The organism is Ruegeria sp. BHSC037 (assembly GCF_059613045.1).
The window spans coordinates 101,908-122,600 of the sequence record NZ_JBXWRT010000006.1; the positions used below are offsets into that span (position 1 = coordinate 101,908).

The following is a 20,693-nucleotide window of genomic DNA, read 5'->3' on the forward strand; positions in this document are numbered from 1 at the left end:
CCGAACTCAGCGAAAACTGGAGTAGTAACAATCAGCGTTGAAACCTGTTATTTTGCTGATTGTTTCGAGACGGCCCTTTGATCTGTAAGCTGACGCTGTTGTTACATCGTAGCCATATTCCCGCTTTAAGATGATCGGTAAGCCAACAGCGAATTGATGCATGTGGGGGATTTCTGCGTTTGGGTCCTTGATTGCATTTTTCGGGGATTTTTGCAGGGCGCGCTCCCGAAAATCAGAGTAACTCCGCCCACCATTCACCGTTTGATTAGCAAGGTTCTGAAACCTTGGGCCAAGTTTGGCGTCCTTGAAAAAGTCGGTGCCGAAACTTCTGGCAACTAGCGCGTAACCAAAGGCGCTTTCTGCTCCCAGAGTGTGATACCAATAGCCGCGGTAGCCGCGAAATGAGTTTTCTTTCAGCATGCCTTGGGCATCTATCTTTTTGATGAAAGAGGAGCGGCGCTTGCGTATTTCGCTTTTGGCGAGCCGTGCATCACGTTTCCACCTAGCGTAGGCAAGCACGCCCAAACCATAGTCTCCAAATTCATACAATCCGTCACTTTGCGCGCCGTTTGACGCCAGTGGGGAAATGAATTTCTTGTAGATCTTGTCAAAGTACGTATCCAGAATTCGTTTCTGATCTGGTGTTGCGTACTCCTCAAGCACAATGGCCGAATACAACATTGCAACGCCAGTATACCCAGTGTGTTGCACAACATGCAGTGGACATGGTCGGTCGCTTCGGCGACCTTTCCAGCACTCCACTTTTTTTGCGCTATTATATGATGGGGCATTCAGCAGGGCGTTCGCTTGCGCAAGATTGACCAGAGTGCCCAAGATTTTATTCCCGGCCGTGGCGTCACCTTTTGCCGCCGCGCCATATGAAACTTCTAAGAGCTTTGTCCACCTTTTGGAGAAGGCATCGTGGTTGACGTTCAGAGAATTGGTGCTCGTCATGCTCGCCGAACTTAGTGCTGAAATCATCTTAAGGTCACTGTTCAGGCGAGATGAAGAAAAAAACTTCGAGCATGCAGAGCCTTGCAGGCGTTCAGCGAAGAAGTCCGTTGGGAACGTCACGTTTTGCGCGCTTGCCGACGTCGAAATGATCGACGACGCGACAAAAACGGATAAGATCCAATGTCTAAAGAAAAATTGCATTATGCTTCTTCAGGTTCCCCGTACTCAAAGAATTGGAATATATTGATACTTACAACGTCAAAGGCCCGCTTTTTTTCATTTAGTACTATCCACGCGCTCAATTTCCAAAATATACCCTCGTGCTGAGCCGGCGCCATTTGCATCGTCCCAATACGGTGAAGGCTGGTGAACGTAATTGTGGAACCGAACGACGTCCGAGTTCCCACCATGATTGTTTGGCTGGCCTTCTGACCAGTTCGAAAACGTAACCGGTTCGCCGCTGACCAGCGCCCACCCACCGTCTGGCTCAATGGCACCTTCTTCCTGATATGTGCCGATCCAAGGTCCGAAAGCTTGCCCATCCTGATGCATATCCCACAAGCGCTCATCGTTCTTAATGAGTTCGAAAACAAAACTGTTCTCCGCTTCGGATGTAATGGAGGCTAAATAGCCACCCCTTTTTTTGGCATCTGCAACAGCTGACTGCCAGGAACTGCCCCATGTCAAAATTGCATAATAGGAATGTTCATTCCATTCGCCTGATGCAACAACGTCAGACATCTGGGGCAGTGGAGGTGCATCCAGGTTGCTTTCAGACGTCCACGGCGGCGACCCACCAGAAAGCGTTGTAGTGCTGTCACGAGCAGTAAGAACATACACAAGACCCAAGCAGGCAGCAGCGAAAAAGGCACCTCCCGCGGCCAGAATGCGCAGCTTGTTTTCTTTGCGCGCACTGACATCTTGGATGCCCTCAACGTTGTAAGCGCGCACCGGACGATCAATGTTTCTTAGTCGCTTGGTTCCCATAGCACGGAACCCAAGGGACAGCTTGCCTTGTATCTGGTCGTGTACCTCGCCAGACAAGCAGATCCCACCGGGTTCAGCGAGGCTTTCTAGTCGAGCGGCCACATTTACGCTGTCACCTAAAAGGTCACCATCTTGAAGGATCACGTCTCCGACATTTATCCCGATGCGAAACTGAACTTGTGAAGACAACGGAACGGAGAGGTTGCGTGTCCGAATTGCTTCCTGAATTTCAACGGCACATCGCACCGCTTCGACAGAGCTCGCAAATTCAGCAATAATGCTATCGCCAGCGGTGTTGGCAATCCGACCACCAAAGTTCTCAATAAGCGCATCAGTCACTGATCTATGCTCTAAGAGCATTTTAGCAGTGCCTTCTTCATCGACGCTGGTAAGACGACTATATCCGGCCACGTCGGCAGCCAGTATGGCTGCAAGACGTCTTGCAATCTTGTTAGTACTCGCTTGCGTTTCGTTATCTTGCGGCAAAATTCATTATCTTATGATGCAATGGTAAGTGTGTTAAGTTCGCGACTGACGCTTACAAAAAATACCGAGACCAAATCGAAAATCTAGCGCTTTCTTATTTCCAGCTCCCGCAGTTTTCCAATGATAAGGCGTTCGTCTAACTTTTTGCTTCAAGGTGAATGCCAGCTAAGTCCGCTGAGCTGACCTATGTCGCGTTGATCAGCCCCACCTGAGTGGTCCAGTTTGACTGTTAGTGCATAGTCGGCCTCTGGTCCATCGGGACGCCGGTTTCCGGGGCCGGTGGGCGGTAACCCAGGGCGCTGATCGTGCGCCCCGATGTTCCCTGTTCCGGCGACTAGCGCTGGCGGGGGAAAGCGCCGGTCGACCGTTCCACGCGCTGCCGTCTGATTGAACTGCGTGAACATGCATGCAAGATGGAATGATCTTGCAAGGAAGCATGCCGATGACCGAGACCCCAAGACTGTTCCAGCCCCTCAGGATTCGGGGCGTCGAAACCCGCAACCGTGTCGTCATCTCGCCGATGTGCCAGTACTCGGCGCATGAAGGGCACATGGATGACTGGCATCTTGTGCAACTCGGCCGCTTCGCGATTGGCGGCGCCGGCATCGTCTTTACCGAGGCGACCGCCGTGCAAAAGGCCGGGCGCATCACGCACGGGTGCCCCGGGCTTTGGGCCGACAGCCAGATTCCGGGTCACGCAAGGATTGCACAATTCGCGCTGCGGAACGGTGCCATTCCGGCGCTCCAGCTTGGGCATGCGGGGCGCAAGGCAGGGATGCAGCGGCCGTGGTTCGGCAATGGCCCTCTGAACGACGCCGATATCGCCCGCGGCGACATGCCCTGGACGCCGGTCGGGCCAAGCGCGCTACCTGTTGCCGATGGCTGGCCCGTTCCGCATGAGCTGCCGGTGTCCGAGATCAAGGCCCTGATCGACGATTACGTGTCCGCGACGCACCGCGCGCGAGAGGCCGGCTACAGGATAGTCGAAATTCACGGCGCCCACGGTTACTTGCTGCACAGCTTTCTGTCGCCGCTCTCGAACAGGCGCAAGGACGCCTATGGCGGGGATTTGACCGGGCGCATGCGGCTTGCCCTCGAAATCGCCGAAGCGGTGCGCGGCGCCTGGCCGGAAGACCTGCCCTTGTTCTTTCGCACCTCGGCGGTCGACGGGTCGCCCGATGGGTGGAGCCTCGAGGACACTGTTGTGCTGGCGCGTGCGCTCAAGGACATTGGCGTCGACGTGATGGATTGTTCCTCAAGCGGCATCGCCGGGGCCGCAACGGCAAGCGGCTCGCAAAAGCGGCAACCGGGTTTCCAGGTTCCCTATGCTGATCGCGTCCGGAACGAAGTCGGCATGGCAACGATGGCCGTGGGCCTGATAACGCACCCTTTGCAGGCCGAAAACATCCTTGCAGACGGGGCCGCGGATCTTATCGCCATCGCGCGCGAGGCGCTGGTCGATCCGCAATGGGCGCTGCATGCCGCCAGAGATCTGGGCCACGACACGGACTTTACGGAATGGCCCGTACAATCGGGCTGGTGGCTCGCCAGCCGTCAAAGGACATCGGATTTCTATAAGCCTTGAAGTCGTGAACTTCTCGTTGGTGAGCGCCTTCTGGTTCACAAAAAGGAGCTTTCGGAGGGGCTGCATATCTTACCTTGCCGATGAACCGTTTTGGTTATGCAAAAGCACGGAGCAAGATACTGAAGTCGCTAGCCGTGTTGCCCGGGGTGATAACGCATGGTGCTAGGTCAGCGCTTCGCTATGTGGGATGTCGCATGCCACCCGTTCGGGGCTCAGGCAAGGTAGGAATCTGTATTGGTTACAGTCGCGTAGCTGCCGTTCAGCGCCCCCATAATAGTGGCGTGAACAAATTCGGCCGGCACTGTAACGTTCCCAAAAGAGGTTTCCTTCGCGCCGCAAGCATCTTCTATGACGGTCACATCGAACCCGAGGTCGCGTGCTGCGCGTGCCGTCGCGTCGATACACATCTGTGACATCGCTCCGCAAATCGTGACGCTGGTTACCCCCGCATCGCGAAGCAGAGCTTCCAACCCGGTATCGTGAAAGCTGTTGGGTCTGTGTTTCAGAACTGTCGTTTCATCACCTTGAGGTGAGACTGTATCATTGATCCTTGCGCCATCCGTACCTGCGACGAAGAACGGCCCACCTTGCGGCATTTCATGGTGCACATGGACAATCATATCCTTTTTCGTCCGGGCTGCCTTCAGGAGCCGTGCTGCATTGACAGCAGCCTCTGCCATATTGGCAACGGGCCATTTTCCACCTTCGAAATAATCATTCTGGATATCCACAAGTATTAGAGCAGTCTTCATGCTTGGGCCTCTTCCTCGGCAGGTTGCGTGCAATAAGCAAGGCATGATGCAACGAAGTTGCCTGCGGTCAAGCCTGACGCTGCCGTGCGATCGTGTTCTGGTTGTCGAACACCATGTGGATCATCTCGGGCGTTTCGGTCAGCCGTGTACCGTCCATAGGGGTTGTGCCTTACTTTTCGGAATGCGCCATAAGAGAAGTTGCTGATAGGCAAATCGAGATCGCGCCCAGTAAGCGGTAAAGGTTTCGGTTCATATCCCAGCCCCGTCATAGAATTGTGGGCGACCGGCGCGGAGTGGCCGGTCGCTGTGTTCCGAGGTTCAGTTCGGCATCATCGCGCCAATTGCGTACATGCCGTCCGATCCCTTCACGAGCATAAGCGTAACCTCGTCGCCCGCGGCAATCTCACCCATCATTTAGGCGTTATCGAGAAGCGGCAAATCCATCGTCATCGCTGGCCAGCCGATCTCCGGGATTGGGCCGTGGCTGACATTGGCCATGCCGTCGCCGATCGAGTTAACGACGGCCTTTGCGTGTACGGCGCCTTCCATCTGTTCGGACGACATTGGCATGTTGGAATGGTCCATATTGCCGTGGTTCATCTGAGCGAGGGCCGGCAGGGTTGTGAAGGCCAGGAGGCCGAGCGTTGCAGTCAGTTTCTTCATTGTAAACTCCAGGAGTTCAGGTTGCAGTTTCTATTATTCGGCAGGCGCTGAATGTTCAGGCCGCAGAACGAGGGGGCCGATCTCGCGGTTGACACGGGGCAGTGCCAGCATCTTCCAAATCACGAAGATCGAAGGGATGACGAAAAGGGTCAGCAGGGTTGCGGTGACCATGCCGCCGATCATCGGGGCCGCAATCCGCTGCATGATCTCGGAGCCGGTGCCGGTGCCGTACATGATCGGGATGAGCGCCGCGAAAATCGTGGCCACCGTCATAACCTTGGGCCGGACCCGCAGAACCGCACCTTCGAAGACGGCCTCCTCGATGTCGTCCCGAGTCAGCTTTCGGTTCTCCGCCTGTGCGAGCTTGCGGCGCTTCTCCCAAGAAAGATTGAGGTAGAGAAGCATCACGATGGCGGTCTCGACCGCGACCCCCGCGAGCGCAATGAAGCCGACGAGCACTGCCACAGAGATGTCGAAAGCGAGATACCACAGGAACCAGACGCCCCCGGCCAACGCCAACGGCAGGGCCGCGAGGATGATGCTCACCTCGATGATCCGGTTGAAGGCCATGAAGAGCATCAGCGTGATGATCAGAAGCGTCGCAGGGGCCACGATAGTGAGCCGCTCTTGCATCCGTTCGATGTATTCGTACTGGCCAGACCAGGTGAGCGAATAGCCCGGGGGCAAGGTGACCTCTTCGGCTACTCGCGCACGGGCCTCAGCGACATAGCTGCCGAGATCGCGCCCTGCGATGTCGATGAAGACGAAGCCGGTGCGCCGGGCGTTCTCGGACCGGATCATCCCCGGACCGTCCACGATGCGGATGTCGGCAAGTGCCGCGAGCGGCACATGGGCACCCGAGGGTGTGACCACCGGCAAGGTTTCGAGCCGCTCGGGGCTGTCCCGCCAGGACTGTGGGTAGCGCAGATTGATCGGGAACCGTTCTAGCCCTTCGACGGACTCCGACACCTGCATGCCACCGATTGCCGTCTGAACAACGTCCTGCACGTCCCGGACGCTCATCATGTAACGGGCGGCCGCCTCTCGTCTCACGTCAATCTCGATGAAGCGCCCACCGATGGGTTGTTCGGCATAGGCCGAGGCGGTGCCATCTATCCCTTTTACCGCTTCTTCAACGGCGACACCGATTTGCTCGATGACGTCTAGATCGGCGCCTGAGATTTTCACGCCGACCGGCGTCTTGATCCCCGTCGCCAGCATGTCGATCCGGTTCTTGATCGGCTGGATCCACACATTCGTGACGCCCGGCACCTGAACCACACGGTCAAGTTCGTCGCGGATCCTCTCCATCGTCATTCCGGGGCGCCATTCCTCCTCGGGCTTCAGCTGGATCGTGGTTTCGATCATCGTCAGCGGCGCCGGATCGGTTGCCGTGTCCGCGCGTCCGAGTTTGCCGTGCACCGTCTCCACCTCGGGGATGGTTGCGATCAGCCGATCAGTTTGCTGCAGGACCTCGCGCGCCTTGCCGATCGAGACACCGGGGTAGAGCGACGGCATGTAGAGAAAGTCACCCTCGTTCAGTTCCGGCATGAACTCCGAACCGAGGCGCTGGAGCGGATACCACATCGAGGCGACGACCGCGGCGGCCAGCAGCGTCGTGGCCCAGGGCCAGGCGATGGCCGCGTCCAGGAACGGGCGATATGTCCAGACAACGATGCGATTGAGGGGGTTCTTGCGTTCGGGCAGGATCCGACCGCGAATGAAGTATCCCATCAGCACCGGCACCAGCGTGATCGACAAAATCGCCGCTGCCGCCATTGCATAGGTCTTGGTATAGGCCAGCGGCTTGAACAGCCGTCCTTCCTGATTTTCAAGAACGAAGACCGGAAGGAAGCTCACAGTAATGATGGCAAGCGAATAGAAAAGCGCAGGTCCAACTTCGGATGCGCATTCCTGCACGATCCGCCAACGGTTCTCAGCCGTCAGCTTCTCCTTTTCGAGCCGACGGTGCATCGCCTCGATCATCACGATGGCGGCGTCGACCATTGCGCCGATGGCGATGGCGATGCCACCCAGCGACATGATGTTGGCGTTCACGCCCTGGGCCTTCATCAGGATGAAGGCCGCGAAAATGCCCAGAGGAAGCGACAGTAGGATCACCAGCGACGAGCGCAGGTGCAGAAGGAAGGCGGCGCAGACCAGCACAACGACGATGAATTCCTCGGTCAGCTTCTTCTGCAGGTTCTCGATGGCCCGTTCGATCACCCCGGAGCGGTCGTAAGTCGTGACGATCTCGACGCCCTCGGGCAGGTTTGGGCGCAGTTCTTCTATCCGAGCCTCCACCGCCTTGATCGTGGCCAGTGCGTTGCCGCCCCAGCGCAGGATCACAACGCCGCCCACAGCGTCGCCTTCGCCATTGAACTCGCCGACGCCGCGTCGCATCTCCGGCCCGAGCCGGATATCGGCCACGTCACCCAGCGTCAGCGCGGCACCTCGCTTATTGACCATCAAGGGCGCGCTGGCGAGGTCCGAAAGCTCGTCAATGTAGCCCGACGAGCGGATCATGAACTCCGCTTCGCCCATCTCGATCACGCTGCCCCCGGTCTCCCTGTTTGCGGCCTGGATCGCTCCGCGCAGCTGCGCGAGCGTGATGTCATAGGCTCTGAGCTTGTTTGGATCGACGACAACCTGGTACTGCTTGACCATCCCGCCGATGGTGGCGACTTCAGAGACGCCTTCGACTGCCTGTAGCTCGTATTTCAGGAACCAGTCCTGAAGCGTCCGGAGCTGCGACAGGTCATGGTTCCCGGTGCGGTCGATCAGGGCATATTGGTATATCCACCCTACGCCCGTCGCATCCGGGCCGAGCTGCGGGGAGACGCCCTCGGGAAGACTTCCGGTAATTTGGCCGAGATATTCCAGAACCCGCGAGCGCGCCCAGTAAAGATCAGTGCCGTCCTCGAAGACAACATAGACGAAGCTGTCCCCAAAGAACGAAAAGCCGCGCACGTCCTGCGCGCCTGGCACAGCCAGCATCGCCGTGGCCAGTGGATAAGTGATCTGGTTCTCGACCACCTGCGGCGCCTGACCCGGATAAGGCGTGCGCACGATCACCTGCACGTCGGACAGGTCGGGGATCGCGTCCACCGGTGTCTCGCGGATGGCCCAGACTCCGGCCGCCGCCATCATGAGCGCGAGCGCCACGATGATGAAGCGGTTCGCAATCGAGGCGCGGATGATAGCCGGAATCATTGAGAGACACTCCGAGCGGCGGCAGTGCCCACGAGGGTCATCGAGAAGTCGGGGTTGCGATGCAAAAGCAGGATGAGTTCTTCACCTGTGGGCAAGGCAGTCGGATCAATGTCATCAGCGATGGCGAAATCCATGGTCATGCCCGGCATGCCGATCTCGGCCATGGGTCCATGGGTGATGTTTGCCATCCGAGCGTCGGGGTCGACTGCGTTGATGGTGCCCGAGACCTCCATCGGCGGTTGCACGGGCTCAGCCCCCGCCAAAACCATCGTCATGCCGTCTGGGCGCGCAAAGGTGAGCGACACTTCCATCCCGGTCGGCAAAGAGGTCGGGTCGAGATCGGCATCGACGGAAAACTCCATTGTCATCCCTGGCATCCCGATCTCCATGATCGGCCCGTGGGTTATGGTCGCCCGCCCGGCCTCGGCATCGACGGCGTCGATGGTACCGGTGACGGTGATTGGCGGCGCACTCGGGACGACAGGCTCGGCGTCCGCCAGCACCATGGTCATTCCATCCGGCCTTGCGAAGGTGAGGGTCATCTCCTGATCTGTTTCGGTTCCAGAGAGGTCCAGTTCCGGGGCCACTGCGAATGCCATCGTCATGCCTGGCATGCCGATTTCAGTGATCGGTCCGTGGGTGATCGTTGCCTGTCCCGTTGCCGGGTCGATGGCGTCAATCGTTCCTGAAACGACGATTGGAGGAGCCGCCGCGGTCGGCGTCTCGTCAACTTCCTCCACCGCCGGTGCATCTTCGCCCTCGGCGCGCACCGCGATAATGGAGAACATGCCGTTCTCATCCTTGGCGAGATCGAACTCGATTGGCGTATCGAGTGGCACGCTCGCGGGATCGATGCCGGCCAGATCAAGATCCATCTGCATGGCAGGCCAGCCCAGGTCTGGAATAGGGCCATGATCGAGCGTTAGCTTGCCTTCGGGCGTCACGGCCAGCGCCATACCTGTTCCCGTCGCAGCGACACCATCATCGGGACCCAGTTCGATCAGGCCAAGCAGACCGTCGGCGCCGCGTGCGGCGCGGAACGACACCTCCTCTCCCTCCCGCAGCCGGTCCAGCGACACGTCCGCGCGCACCGGGAACTCGGACGTCATTGCCGGCCAGTCGAGGCTTTCCAGGGCACCATGGCGAAGCGTCGCGACCCGCCGGTCACGGTCCAGCGCGACAAGCGTGCCTGTCCCACGAGCCGGCTCTTCATCGGTCGGCGCCATCCGCATGAAGCCCGCACTCAGGGCGCTTTCGCTGTCGATCAAAAATTGCGCCGAGGCGACGACCTCCTCACCCGGATACAAGCCTTGCAGGATTTCCGTGCGGCCACCTTCTCCGAAACTGTCGCGAAGGCCCGTCGTGACGAGCCGCGGCCGGAATGTTCCCTCGCCCGTCTTCAGGATGACCCGCTCCGCCGATCCGGTGCGGATCACAGCCTCGGACGGAACTGTAAGTGCCTGACGGCTTGTATTGGGAAGGAGGCTCACGTTGCCGAACATGCCGGGCCGAAGCAGGCCTTCCGCATTGTCGAACCGCAGGCGGACGGGAAGAGTGCGCGTTCGCGGGTCGAGCTCGGGATAGATGTAGTCGATCCGGCCCTCGAAGATCCTGCCGGGAAGATGCTCGAAGCGGGCGACAGCAGTCATGTCTTCGGACAGGCGCGAGATGTCACGCTCGAACACATCCACGATCAGCCAGACCTGGCTCAGATCGGTGATCGAGACCGCCTGGGTGCCGGGTTGCAGGAACATGCCATCCGCAGCCTCAAGGGCCACTACGATGCCATCTCTTGGAGCTTCTACGGTGATGCGGCGCGCAATTTCGCCGGATGCCTCGATCTCTGCAATCTGTCTGTCGGTAGCCCCATGGCTGCGCAATTTGTTACGCGCAGCCTCAAGGGACAGGCCGGTGCCTCGCTCAAGCGAGCGCAGGAAATCGAAGCTCGCGACGCCGAATTCCGGAGAAAAGAGCTCGAACAGCACGTCGCCTTTTCGTACGACGTCGCCAACCGCCCTGACGTTCAGAACCTCGATCCATCCATCGACGCGCGTGTGGACATGGCTGGTCAGATGCTCGTCGTAGCTGACAAATCCGACGGTTTCGATCCTTGGCGCCACATCCGTCATCCGAGCTAGCGCGGTCCGTACCCCGATGGCGTTGATCTCGGCCGCGCTGAGCGAGACCTCCGAAGGGTCGTCGGAAGGTTCCTGCCCGGCATAAACCGGGATCAGATCCATTCCCATGGGCGACTTGCCCGGGCCGGGTTGCCGGAAATTCGGGTCCATCGGAGCGACCCAATAGAGGATCTCCGGACCGTCCGATCCCCCGGTATTCTCCGGACTAAGGTAGAGCCTCTCAAGTGTGATACCGCCTGCGGTGCCGCCCGCCAAAGCAAGGATCGCGAGAGCCGTGTAGCGTCCACGCATTGCAACCTCCTGCCAGCCGATCCGCTGTGGATCGGCCAAGAAATCAAGATGAACCCGAACCGCTAAAAGGCTCGGGTCCGCAAGAACCTGTCAGGAAAGTCGGGGAGGGCGTTCAGGGAGAGGGGTGTCGATCGAAGGTCCGACCAGATTTGTCATCCGCTGAGCGCAGGCGCTTCGGCTGTGAGCAGTGGCCAGTAGAATGTCGGAATGTTGAAATTCAGAAAGGCAGCAAGCCGATACATGGCAGTTTGACGCGGCCTCGCTCTCGGGTTCACAGCATTCTGCGTTGGGGTTCCCGGATGTCATATGGTGCGATGCGTGGTCTATCGATCCGGTGTCGGACGATATCCAGGCGACGTTTCCATGAATGTCATGCCCCGCATGGTCCATCGCAACGGCCGCAGCCAGTCCTGTGATCATGAGCTACATGCACATGATCAGCGCCGTTAGACGCTTCGCTGCAAATCTGTACGCGACCGTTGCCATGACGCTGAAATAGTTTCGGCTACGTATCGAGACAACTAGATTTTGCGTGAACGCGTCTGAAGAGGCGCTGTTTCATGACTGATAAGTCCGCCACGCAGTCATTCGGCCAAGTGGGCCTCGGTCCGAACCTGACCGAAACCGTCAGATGTCTCCTAAGAGCGGTATCCGGAAGTGCCTCTGCTCGCACGCTGGCAGACGCAGAAACCACTCCGGCTGAGTCGCCAGCTGCGCTGCAGAAAGAAAAGCTGCCGTTCGAACCGACTGCAGCGTGTTTTTTGCCCTGAGGTCCGAGTTGCGGACAAAACTGCCGGTCGCTTGCATTCAGCAATCAACGGCTTAGGCGTAGCCTTCAACGGAAGAAGTTATGATTGACTTAATTCAAGGCTACCGGCGCGTGTAGATGGCATCCTGAGTAACGCCAAACACTATCCGCCGAGGGCTGTTGGGGTTTAATTTCCTGCGCCCCGCTACATTTTTTCTGAAAGTCAGCACATTGGCGCTGCTGGCCATAGTTATGCAGCCACGAACCGCTATGGTGTCGTGGAATACCAAAAATGGTATCCATTACACTGCAGAGTCTCCATTTTTTGGAAACTCGAAAAGGCACTCCCTTCCGTGTCAAGCGGAAACGCTTTCAAATGTACCGTAAACCTGCAATGCGCTACATTAAAGACGTGGAAAAGAATGCATATACAATAAGAAACCTAAAGCGAGTCTACGGCGAAGGGCCTGCGGCCGTGCACGCATTGCGTGTAGTAACTCTAGACATTCCGGAACGAGAAATCGTTGTGCTACTTGGCGCTTCAGGCAGCGGAAAATCGACCTTGCTGAACATTGTAGCGTTGATCAGCCCCACCTGAGTGGTCCAGTTTGACTATTAGTGCATAAGCGACCAATTTTCCGTCTAGTCGCCGATAATATTTCTGATCCTTTCGATGGTCGCGTTATCCACTTCGACCCCTTGCAAACGCGCCTTCACTCGATGCTTCCGGCGTCCTTCACCAGGCAGTCGTGCACCGTCCTGCGCCTCAAATGCGTCGGTTAAGCGAGAAAGAAGCGCTGCATATCTGTCGCCGGCCGTTTTCTCGGGATCAATAGCAATGAAGAATTGACCAGTCTTTGGCGGACCGCCGACGGTTCCGGAAAACGGCGAGGCGTCTATCCCGAGCGTAGCGCCTGTCATCAAAACCGCCATCGTCTCGACGAGTAGAGCCGCGCCGACCCCTTTGTAACCTCCTGATGGGGCCATCGATCCCTTCAGCCCGACCTCTGGATCAGTGGTCGGGTTGCCATCGGGGTCCAGCGCCCAACCTACCGGGATCGGCTTACCTTCGCGGGCGTGCTTCATAACTTCGCTCTTGGCGATTGTGCTGGCACTCTGATCGATCAGGATTGCCGGTTCGCGGTCGAGGCCCGGAACGGCGATCGAAAGGGGATTCGTGCCGACCACGGGTTTGGACCCGCCGGATGGAGCTATCGATGCTGGCGCATTGGTGAATCCGAGTCCGACTAGCCCGGATCGCGCCAATTGCGCCGTGTGATAGCCCAGAACGCCACAATTGTAACTGTTTCGAATGGCCAGCGCCGCGATACCTTGTTCGCGCGCCAGTGGCACCAGGCGCTCGAAGCCAAGATCGATCGCAGAATGGGCGAACCCAGTCATTGCATCGACGCGGACCACTGATGGACTGGATACCTCGAGCTTTGGCTGCGCCTGACCGTCGACTTTACCGCAACCTACGTGCTCGCAGTAAATCGGGATGTAGGCCAGGCCGTGACTCGCGATCCCGTCGGCCTCGGTCGCGCTTGTGGCAACGGCAAGTGGCCGTGCATTAGCCTCCGATGTACCAGCCGCAACAAGCGCACGAAAGCTGAGGTTCTCGATATCAGCGAGGCTGAGTGTAGTTGTCGGCATTAGTGAAACCTCGGCTTAATCATTGTCGGACAGTCCGGCACCCGCGCCCTTGAGGCGCGACTCCTCGGTGGCCGGCGCATAAGTACGATGGGCAAAGGCCAACAGTGCCGCCCAATCATTCGCGTCGGGATCTGCGCGCAGACGGTAGCTGTATGGCTGATCAATCGTTCCTCCGATACAGATACTGGCCCCAACAGACGAACTCGGAGGCGCACCGCTCGACGACAAAAGCTCGCCGTCTGTACACAAGACCAAATCGCCAAGGACAACCTCTACGGGCTTTTCGAACTCACGGGCCAGAAGAGCGGCAAAGGGTGCCAAAAACACCGGTACAGCCACAGCCCCAAGCCGGATGTCTTTGCCGCCAAGTTCGTGGGCGCGATCTGAAATTGCCGCACCTGTCGCCAGAGGGCACAAAATGCCGCCCCTCGCGGTCCAGGGCTCGCTGCCGGTTTGAGGCAACCACCCAGCGATGTTTTGCCCGTCGATCCGCTCAAGTAGTTCAGTGAGTGCTCTGCAACCGTCAAGATCGCGCGAGCAAAGCCAGCGAGTTGCCTTCCCGGCTTCCTCCGCCAGCCCCCAGGGATAGCCCGCGCCGCGTGCCGCCCTCTTTGCGGTAGCCTCGATCTCATTCAATGACAGGTTCATACCAAGAACTCCGGAAAGACCCAGTCATCAGCATTGGTCGGCGTCAGCTCCTCGGGATACGGCGCGCCCGCGTACATGCAAATGCGCACCCAGCGGTCCGAACGCGGGTCGAAATGCGTTGCTCCGAAAAACGAAAGCTTCGCCCGCAGCATGTCGATCGGCATGACATCTGCTGCGATCGTGTTGTCGTGGATCTCGCCATAGGGCGCGATGCGGCTGATCTGGGCGCGGCGGACGGTGTGGCGATGCTCGGGGTGGTTCAGCAGGAACTCGGCAATCGGCGCATCATCACCCCAGTCTTGCAGCGCGGCGAAGGCCATGGTGGCATCTCGGGCCGGGGCCAGGGGCTGTTCGTAATCCGATACTGGTTCTTCAAAGCGCTCGCCCAGGCGCGGTTCCAGTTTTTCCTCGGACACATACCAGGCTCGGGCGCAATTCTGCGAGTTCTGCCAATCCAGTTTCAGCGCCCAGCCGAATGAAGTCTCCAAAAGCCGCCTGACCTCGCCAATCGGCATTGCGCCATCGATGCGGAACGCGGCCGCGTTGCTGTCCGCCATGCAATGCGCCAGGCCATCAACCAACTGGCCGTACGGTTCTAGAATGAGAGAGGCGACAAGCTCCTGCCCCTCCTCGCTCAACGCGCTTTCGGACCAAACGACTAGACGGTTCCACGGCTCGGGACCGTCGAGGTTGCTGCCGTCCACGAAATCGCGCAGGCGGTCGAGGTCGCTCCGCAGATCAGAGAGTTTCGCAATCTGAAACGGATGCTCAGACCTCCACTGCGCTACAGAGATCTCTGTTCGCGCTAGTCTGTCCAGAAAGACGGCAATTTCTTCGGATGTAGCTGTGTCAATTGACCTTACGCGAGAGATCGCCTCTTCGCGGGCCATGATCCAGTTGTTGAACAGGATTGGGTGATTGACGATGAAGGGCGCCATTCCCAGTCCAGTTGAATTCCCGATTCCGAGCCGCCGGGCGATTGCTGGATCAAGATCGGCTGCCCGGCCCCCGCCTTTTGCCCGTGCCATATGCTGGACGAGGTCCCGCACGAAGATTCTGGTCAGATAGACCGACAACATCTCGGCCTGGAACGGCACCTGCATCTCGGGGCGGTCGGCGATCGCCTCGCGGTCGGCCGCGCCGAATTTGCCGGATCCGTACACGGCTGTCGTCCGCATCAGGTAGCCGACATCGTCGATCATCCCCGCGTCGGGCTGCCGTCCGGCCGCGAGGGCGTCGACGACATGCCGCCAGAGCCGGACGGAGCGGTTGGCGCGCGACAGCGACAGCTCCCTCTCGGACACGCGGCCGGCCTCCTGCAGGGGAACATTCCGCGCGAGCCGGTCGATATCCTGCGGTGTGGGAACGCCGTCGAACAAGGCGAAGGTGGCGTCCCAGGCCTCGGCGATGACCCGGTCGGACCGCAACTCGTCCGGAAGGTCATGGGCGAAGGACACCAGCGAATAGCTGCGCGTCGGGCCCGTCGCGGTATACACCGCCCGCCCGACGCCTTTTGGGTCGATATCGAAAACGGGGCGGGTGAACGTCCAGCCCTCGCCGGCCAGCCGGCGGGTGAGGATGCGCATGAAGCTCAGACGGCACTGATGAAGAGACCCCAGCCGCCTGAGCGTCATGACCCGGGCCGGGTCCCGCCGCGCGATATGGGGCGCCGTACGGGTCACGACGCCGGGCCGGGGCCGAAACTCTCGGCGAAGAAGCGGTACCAGTTCCACCCCATGATCCCTGCGACCTCGGCGTCGCTCATGCCGACCTCGCGCAGCCCGGCCTCGATAGTCCCGAAATCGCGGTTGTCCCGAAACCAGTCGGGCATCTCCGGGAAACCCGGATTGGACGCGGACCCTTCGCCGTAGTCGATCTGCTTCGTCCAGCGCCCCGTCCGCATCCACTCGACCACGCTGTCGGGCTGATCCTGGCAAAGGTCGGAACCGATTCCGAGGTGATCGGTGCCGAACCTGTCAGCCGTGCGCGCGATCATCTCGCAGAAACTTCGCAGCGTGCAGCCGGATTTGTCGCGCAGGTGATGGGGATAGAGCGAAAAGCCCAGCATGCCCCCGTTCTGCGTCACCGCACTGATGACATCGTCTTTTTTGTTTCTGAGTGCGGGCGACCACGCATGGGGGTTGGCGTGGGTGATGGCGATCGGGCGGTCCGATATCTCGGCGGCCTCGATCGTGGATCGGTCGGCCGAATGGCTCATGTCTACGACCAGGCCGACGCGGTTCATCTCGCGGATCACCTGCCGTCCCATGCGGGTGATGCCGGTATCCTCGGCCTCGTAGCATCCGGTCGCCAGCAAGGACTGGTTGTTGTAGGTCAGCTGCATGAAGCGCGCGCCCAGCGTGTGAACGATCTCGACCAGCCCGATGTCGTCCTCGATCGGGCTGGGGTTTTGAAACCCGAAGAAGATCGCCGTCCGCCCGGTCTCGCGCGCGGTGTCTATGTCGCCGGCCCACCGCCCCTTCATGATCAGGTCGGGATGGGTTTCGAACCAACGGTTCCAGGTCTCGAAGTTCAGAACGGTTTCGCGGAAGGTCTCGTGATAGGCGATGGTGACGTGCACCGCATCGACGCCGCCTTCCCGCATCTGCCGGAAGATCTTCTCGGACCAGTTGGCGTATTGAAGACCGTCGATCCGCATCAACTCGGACTACCTGCGCTGATGTACGCGGTTTTGACCGTCGTGTAGAACTCTGCCGCAGCCCGTCCCTGTTCCCTTGGACCATAGGAACTGTCGCCGCGTCCCCCGAATGGCACATGATAGTCAGTTCCCGCCGTCGGAAGATTGACCGTAACGACGCCGGTCCGGGCATTTCGCCGGAAATGGGTAGCACGGGCGAGATCGCGGGTGACAATCCCGGATGTCAGCCCGAAATTCGTGTCGTTAACTGTCGCCAATGCCTCTTCATAGCTGTCGACCCGGATCACCGCGGTCAGCGGCGCAAACATCTCTTCCCGATTGATGCGCATAGTATTGTTTGTATTCAGAAAAACACCAGGTGACATATAGTAACCGTCGTGGGGCATATCGAGCCGTTCTCCTCCGCAGGCGAGTTCAGCCCCCTCGGATTTCCCGAGCTCGACATAAGCAAGGTTCTCCCCTAGTTGCTGGGCGCTAACGACTGGGCCCATCCGGGTGCCGTCCTCGAGTGCGTGGCCAACCTTCATGGCCTTTGCACCGGCCACGAGCTTTTCGACGAAAGCGTCGTGAACAGAAGAATGCACAATCAGCCGGGAGGATGCCGTGCACTTCTGACCCGTCCCGCCGAACGCGCCGCCCAACGCGACCGATACAGCGAGATCAAGGTCTCCGTCGTCCATGACGGCGAGAGCGTTTTTCGAGCCCATCTCCATCTGGACCTTGGTGAGGTTTTGAATAGCCGCTGCGGCAATCCCCCTGCCGACCGGAACGGACCCGGTAAACGAAATCGCATTCACAATCGGGCTTTCGACGAGTCGTTGCCCTACTGCACGTCCCGATCCCATCAACAGTGAAAAAAGACCTTTAGGTATGTCCTGTTTTGCGATGATTTCGCTTAGAGCGACCGCTGAAGCCGGCGTGGCATTGGCGGGTTTCCAGATAACCGCGTTTCCAAAGCAAAGCGCCGGCGCGATCTTCCAGGAAGCGGTCGCGGTCGGGAAGTTCCAGGGTGAGATAACGGCGACAACGCCGACCGGTTCTCGACGCACGTCGATTTCAACTCCCGCTCGAACGCTATCTGCGTTCTCGCCGATCTGGCGCAGGCACTCGGCGGCATAGTAAGTGAAGAACTGACCGGCGCGGTACACCTCGCCTTTGCCCTCCGCCAGTGGCTTGCCTTCTTCACGACTTAGAAGCGTGCCGAGTTCATCAGACCGGGCCATGAGTTCGTTGCCAATGTCCATCAGAACAGCTTGTCTGCGCTCAATCCCGACAGCGGCCCACTCCCTTTGTGCGTTCCGGGCCTGATCGAGAGCAGCGTCTATCTGATCGGGACTCGCTTGCGCGAATAAGCCGACCAGATCGCTTAGATCGGATGGGTTGCGGTTTTCGACTTCGCTCTCACCCGCAACCCACTTCCCTGCAATGAAATTTTTCTTTGCGTATGACATGCCCCGGCCCAGATGATTGATGGGCAAACATGGACCTTGCACGCCATATCAGTCAAACTTTAACTTCAGGAAGTTTGAAGCTGTGATTAAGATCGAAATGCTCCGTTGCTTTGGAGCGGTGGCTCAGGCCGGTAACCTTGCCGACGCGGCCATTCGACTGGGGCGAACGCAATCCGCCTTTTCGAAGACCCTGAAGCACTTGGAAGAACACCTTGGCCAGCCGCTTTTTGAAAGCGAGAGGAAAAACCGTCTGTCTCCGCTTGGGCACGAAGTTTTTCGCTCGCTCAGCAGCAGTTGCGTCAATTCGACGATACCATTGACGCCATTGAATCTGCCGCACAGGCACCTCCCCGCGGAAGAGGTTGAAAGGCTGATCGCCGATCTGATCAGAGCGAGATTGGAGAGACACGATGTTGCGACGCGTCTTATCCGGGATCTATCTGCATCAGAGGTTGGCGCCACATCTGCCAAACTACATGCGGTGCAAAAGACACAAGACTGTCTGGCGTTGGTCGAGCCGGCAGATATCGCGCCAGCCGATATCGTCGTTCGTTTGCACGTCGAAGACATCTCGAAGCTGGTTCAGTGCGATCCGGAAAAGATCGAACCCGGATCAGCTCATCCTCCAAGGCCCATTCCGGATGCGCAGAAGGGGCGTTGAGCTGAAACTGCATCTTGGAGATGCGCCGACTGAGATTGATAGAAAGCTCGTGCGAACATCGGAAACGCACAGCGATGGATGGCGATGATCCTCGACGGCAAATCCTTTGCAGAGATTGCGGATGCGGAAGGGACTTCAAAGCGGCGGATCCAAGACGTGGTTGATCTGGCACTGCTCGCACCAGTTGTCTTGGAGGCGATTGCTGCGTGTGAGCAGCCGGATGGTCTGACCTCTGATTACCTGATCAAGTCCGGCGTTCCCGCGATATGGTCGGAACAGCGCGAAACCTTCGCGAAGCTGTAAGTCAAAACCTCGCAAAAACTACCAAACTCGTACCGCCGGAATGGCGAACAGAGACTGCGGCGATAAATCGACCGGATGTGTGCTCTGCTTGGGGTCTCGTTTTGAATTTGGCCAAGCGAACAGGCTGAAACTAGGCACTTAATTAAGTGCAGGTTGCAGACGGCTATTTTTAGAGAAGTGTTTGGCTGGGGTGATAGGACTCCTTGCCGACCGATGAAACCTAAGAGCTTTTCCAACTAGACGCGGGAACTGGTGCGGTCGTGGGGGCATTTTACCGCTAGATCGACCGTCCACTGGCGCTGACGGCGTCCGAAGGACTGGACAGCTGACGAGTCGTTCCGGGGGCTGAAGACTGGTCTCTGGTGCTGGCGGGTGGGGGGCTGATGCATCGAATGGCTGATCTGAGCCAAAACAGGAATGCCCCTGCACTAACCGTTAGAAAGCGCTATAACAGCAAACTGAAGCCAAGAATACGGCGGAAGCTATCTATCTAGCCTAACTTCTTTGACCTATTGCGTGAAATTAATACTAGCCCAAGAAGTGCAGTGATCAGCAGCCAAGATGAAGTAGGCAGTGGAACTGGCGCAACGAACAAGTCCCCTTGAATCGAAACCAATGACCATGTGCCGGGCCGAGAGCTTCCGATGGTATTTACGGAATCGTGATACCAATCATAAGCATTTCCATATGATGGAGTAGTGGAGCCAAAAAATCCATCTGGGGGACCGTCCAACCAAAACGCTGTACCCGTCAGGTTGCCAAATGCATTCGTTTGCATTCTGAATTCAGTTCCCGCGACGGTGTTCGTGAGATCCGCATAATTAGTAAAAAAACCCAGCACGCCTTGTACCGGTCCCTGTGGGGTTAAGTCTGACGAACCCGGAAGAAAAAAAGAAATATTGGCGTCGAACAGAGACTGACCGAGCAAATACTCGTCAAGAATAAGTGTCGCACTAAAGCCATTTTGGATAGTTGCAGTGCCATCATTGTTATCCACTATTTGGTCCAACAATGCACCTTGATAGTGGTATGTGAAGGTTGCCGCGTTAACAGGCAGCGCCCATAAGATAACTATTGCCAGAAAGAAATGTCGCATCTCCCCCCCCATAGGAAAATAAGTTTATGAAACAATCATCGCATCACTGTATAAGTTGCGTCAAGTATTGGAACAAATCGGTCTGAAAAGCGCGAACTCCAACCCTTAGGGTCAGAATGCATTGATTTCCGCCGCGCCGAAGACCAAGGCGAACAGAAGACTGTGATGATAGACCCGACCCACTTGAAGGCACACCGCGCAGCGACCAGCATGGGCGTCAAAAAGGGGGGGGTGTGGACGCCTGATTGGCCGGACCAAGGGCGGCATGAACACCAAGCTGCACGCCATTTGCGCGGAAAACCTGAATTCCGCTCCCGTCGAAACTGAGAGAACCCCTGCATCTAAATAAAGAAGCAACTGCAGGAGTTTGACCCATGAAATACCTGTCTGCCCTCGGCGTTCTCG

16 protein-coding genes and 1 pseudogene are annotated in these 20,693 nt (G+C 58.2%); 5 read left to right on the forward strand and 12 right to left on the reverse strand.

Features of this window, described 5'->3' with window-relative positions; translation table 11 throughout:
• Positions 1-6: 6 nt before the first annotated feature.
• Both AC2FMN_RS07820 and AC2FMN_RS07825 read right to left on the reverse strand, forming a co-directional pair.
• Positions 7-1,155, reverse strand: coding sequence for a hypothetical protein (locus AC2FMN_RS07820; RefSeq protein WP_496687271.1), 1,149 nt, complete (start codon positions 1,153-1,155; stop codon positions 7-9).
• Between the two features lie 75 nt (positions 1,156-1,230).
• Complete coding sequence (locus AC2FMN_RS07825) at positions 1,231-2,427, reverse strand: adenylate/guanylate cyclase domain-containing protein (protein ID WP_496687272.1); 1,197 nt, start codon at positions 2,425-2,427, stop codon at positions 1,231-1,233.
• Between the two features lie 442 nt (positions 2,428-2,869).
• Here AC2FMN_RS07825 and AC2FMN_RS07830 point away from each other — a divergent pair, with 442 nt between their 5' ends.
• Positions 2,870-4,012 (forward strand): NADH:flavin oxidoreductase/NADH oxidase, encoded by a 1,143-nt coding sequence (locus AC2FMN_RS07830; protein WP_496687274.1) that lies wholly within the window; start codon positions 2,870-2,872, stop codon positions 4,010-4,012.
• 212 nt (positions 4,013-4,224) lie between these two features.
• Here the strand turns inward: AC2FMN_RS07830 and AC2FMN_RS07835 are convergent, their stop codons facing one another.
• The 4 genes from AC2FMN_RS07835 to AC2FMN_RS07850 all read right to left on the reverse strand — a co-directional run bounded on the left by AC2FMN_RS07835 (position 4,225) and on the right by AC2FMN_RS07850 (position 11,069).
• A complete protein-coding gene (locus AC2FMN_RS07835; protein ID WP_496687276.1) occupies positions 4,225-4,764 on the reverse strand; it encodes a cysteine hydrolase family protein in 540 nt (179 codons plus the stop codon).
• Between the two features lie 414 nt (positions 4,765-5,178).
• The gene (locus AC2FMN_RS07840; protein ID WP_496687278.1) at positions 5,179-5,427 is read right to left on the reverse strand and encodes a copper-binding protein; all 249 of its coding nucleotides are present in this window, start codon (positions 5,425-5,427) and stop codon (positions 5,179-5,181) included.
• Positions 5,428-5,460: 33 nt separating this feature from the next.
• Positions 5,461-8,640, reverse strand: coding sequence for an efflux RND transporter permease subunit (locus tag AC2FMN_RS07845; protein ID WP_496687279.1), 3,180 nt, complete (start codon positions 8,638-8,640; stop codon positions 5,461-5,463).
• Positions 8,637-11,069, reverse strand: coding sequence for an efflux RND transporter periplasmic adaptor subunit (locus tag AC2FMN_RS07850; RefSeq protein WP_496687280.1), 2,433 nt, complete (start codon positions 11,067-11,069; stop codon positions 8,637-8,639). Before AC2FMN_RS07850 ends, AC2FMN_RS07845 begins: the two co-directional genes overlap by 4 nt.
• 1,142 nt (positions 11,070-12,211) lie before the next feature.
• Between AC2FMN_RS07850 and AC2FMN_RS07855 the strand changes: the two genes are divergently transcribed.
• Positions 12,212-12,415 carry an ATP-binding cassette domain-containing protein gene (locus AC2FMN_RS07855; protein WP_496687410.1) on the forward strand — a complete coding sequence of 68 codons (204 nt, stop codon included), beginning with the start codon at positions 12,212-12,214 and terminating at the stop codon, positions 12,413-12,415.
• A 44-nt stretch (positions 12,416-12,459) separates the two neighbouring features.
• Here the strand turns inward: AC2FMN_RS07855 and AC2FMN_RS07860 are convergent, their stop codons facing one another.
• From AC2FMN_RS07860 to AC2FMN_RS07880, 5 genes are read right to left on the reverse strand one after another with little or no spacing between them, the layout of a single operon-like run.
• Positions 12,460-13,470 (reverse strand): Ldh family oxidoreductase, encoded by a 1,011-nt coding sequence (locus AC2FMN_RS07860; RefSeq protein ID WP_496687282.1) that lies wholly within the window; start codon positions 13,468-13,470, stop codon positions 12,460-12,462.
• Positions 13,471-13,485: 15 nt separating this feature from the next.
• The gene (locus AC2FMN_RS07865; protein ID WP_496687284.1) at positions 13,486-14,118 is read right to left on the reverse strand and encodes a DUF3726 domain-containing protein; all 633 of its coding nucleotides are present in this window, start codon (positions 14,116-14,118) and stop codon (positions 13,486-13,488) included.
• Positions 14,115-15,752: a hypothetical protein gene (locus AC2FMN_RS07870; RefSeq protein WP_496687412.1), complete on the reverse strand. Its 1,638-nt coding sequence runs from the start codon at positions 15,750-15,752 to the stop codon at positions 14,115-14,117. Before AC2FMN_RS07870 ends, AC2FMN_RS07865 begins: the two co-directional genes overlap by 4 nt.
• Before the next feature lie 44 nt (positions 15,753-15,796).
• Positions 15,797-16,777, reverse strand: a complete 981-nt coding sequence (locus tag AC2FMN_RS07875) for a membrane dipeptidase (protein ID WP_496687286.1) — start codon at positions 16,775-16,777, stop codon at positions 15,797-15,799.
• Positions 16,777-18,228, reverse strand: coding sequence for an aldehyde dehydrogenase family protein (locus AC2FMN_RS07880; RefSeq protein WP_496687287.1), 1,452 nt, complete (start codon positions 18,226-18,228; stop codon positions 16,777-16,779). Before AC2FMN_RS07880 ends, AC2FMN_RS07875 begins: the two co-directional genes overlap by 1 nt.
• 82 nt (positions 18,229-18,310) lie before the next feature.
• On the opposite strand from AC2FMN_RS07880, the gene AC2FMN_RS07885 reads away from it, so the two are divergent.
• The gene (locus AC2FMN_RS07885) at positions 18,311-18,889 is read left to right on the forward strand and encodes a helix-turn-helix domain-containing protein (protein ID WP_496687289.1); all 579 of its coding nucleotides are present in this window, start codon (positions 18,311-18,313) and stop codon (positions 18,887-18,889) included.
• A gap of 78 nt (positions 18,890-18,967) precedes the next feature.
• The gene (locus tag AC2FMN_RS07890) at positions 18,968-19,192 is read left to right on the forward strand and encodes a hypothetical protein (protein WP_496687290.1); all 225 of its coding nucleotides are present in this window, start codon (positions 18,968-18,970) and stop codon (positions 19,190-19,192) included.
• A gap of 490 nt (positions 19,193-19,682) precedes the next feature.
• Here AC2FMN_RS07890 and AC2FMN_RS07895 read toward each other — a convergent pair whose 3' ends face one another.
• Positions 19,683-20,288: a hypothetical protein gene (locus AC2FMN_RS07895; RefSeq protein WP_496687292.1), complete on the reverse strand. Its 606-nt coding sequence runs from the start codon at positions 20,286-20,288 to the stop codon at positions 19,683-19,685.
• 147 nt (positions 20,289-20,435) lie between these two features.
• On the opposite strand from AC2FMN_RS07895, the pseudogene AC2FMN_RS07900 reads away from it, so the two are divergent.
• Positions 20,436-20,577, forward strand: a pseudogene (locus AC2FMN_RS07900) (IS5/IS1182 family transposase); the annotation flags it as partial.
• Positions 20,578-20,693 lie beyond the last annotated feature (116 nt).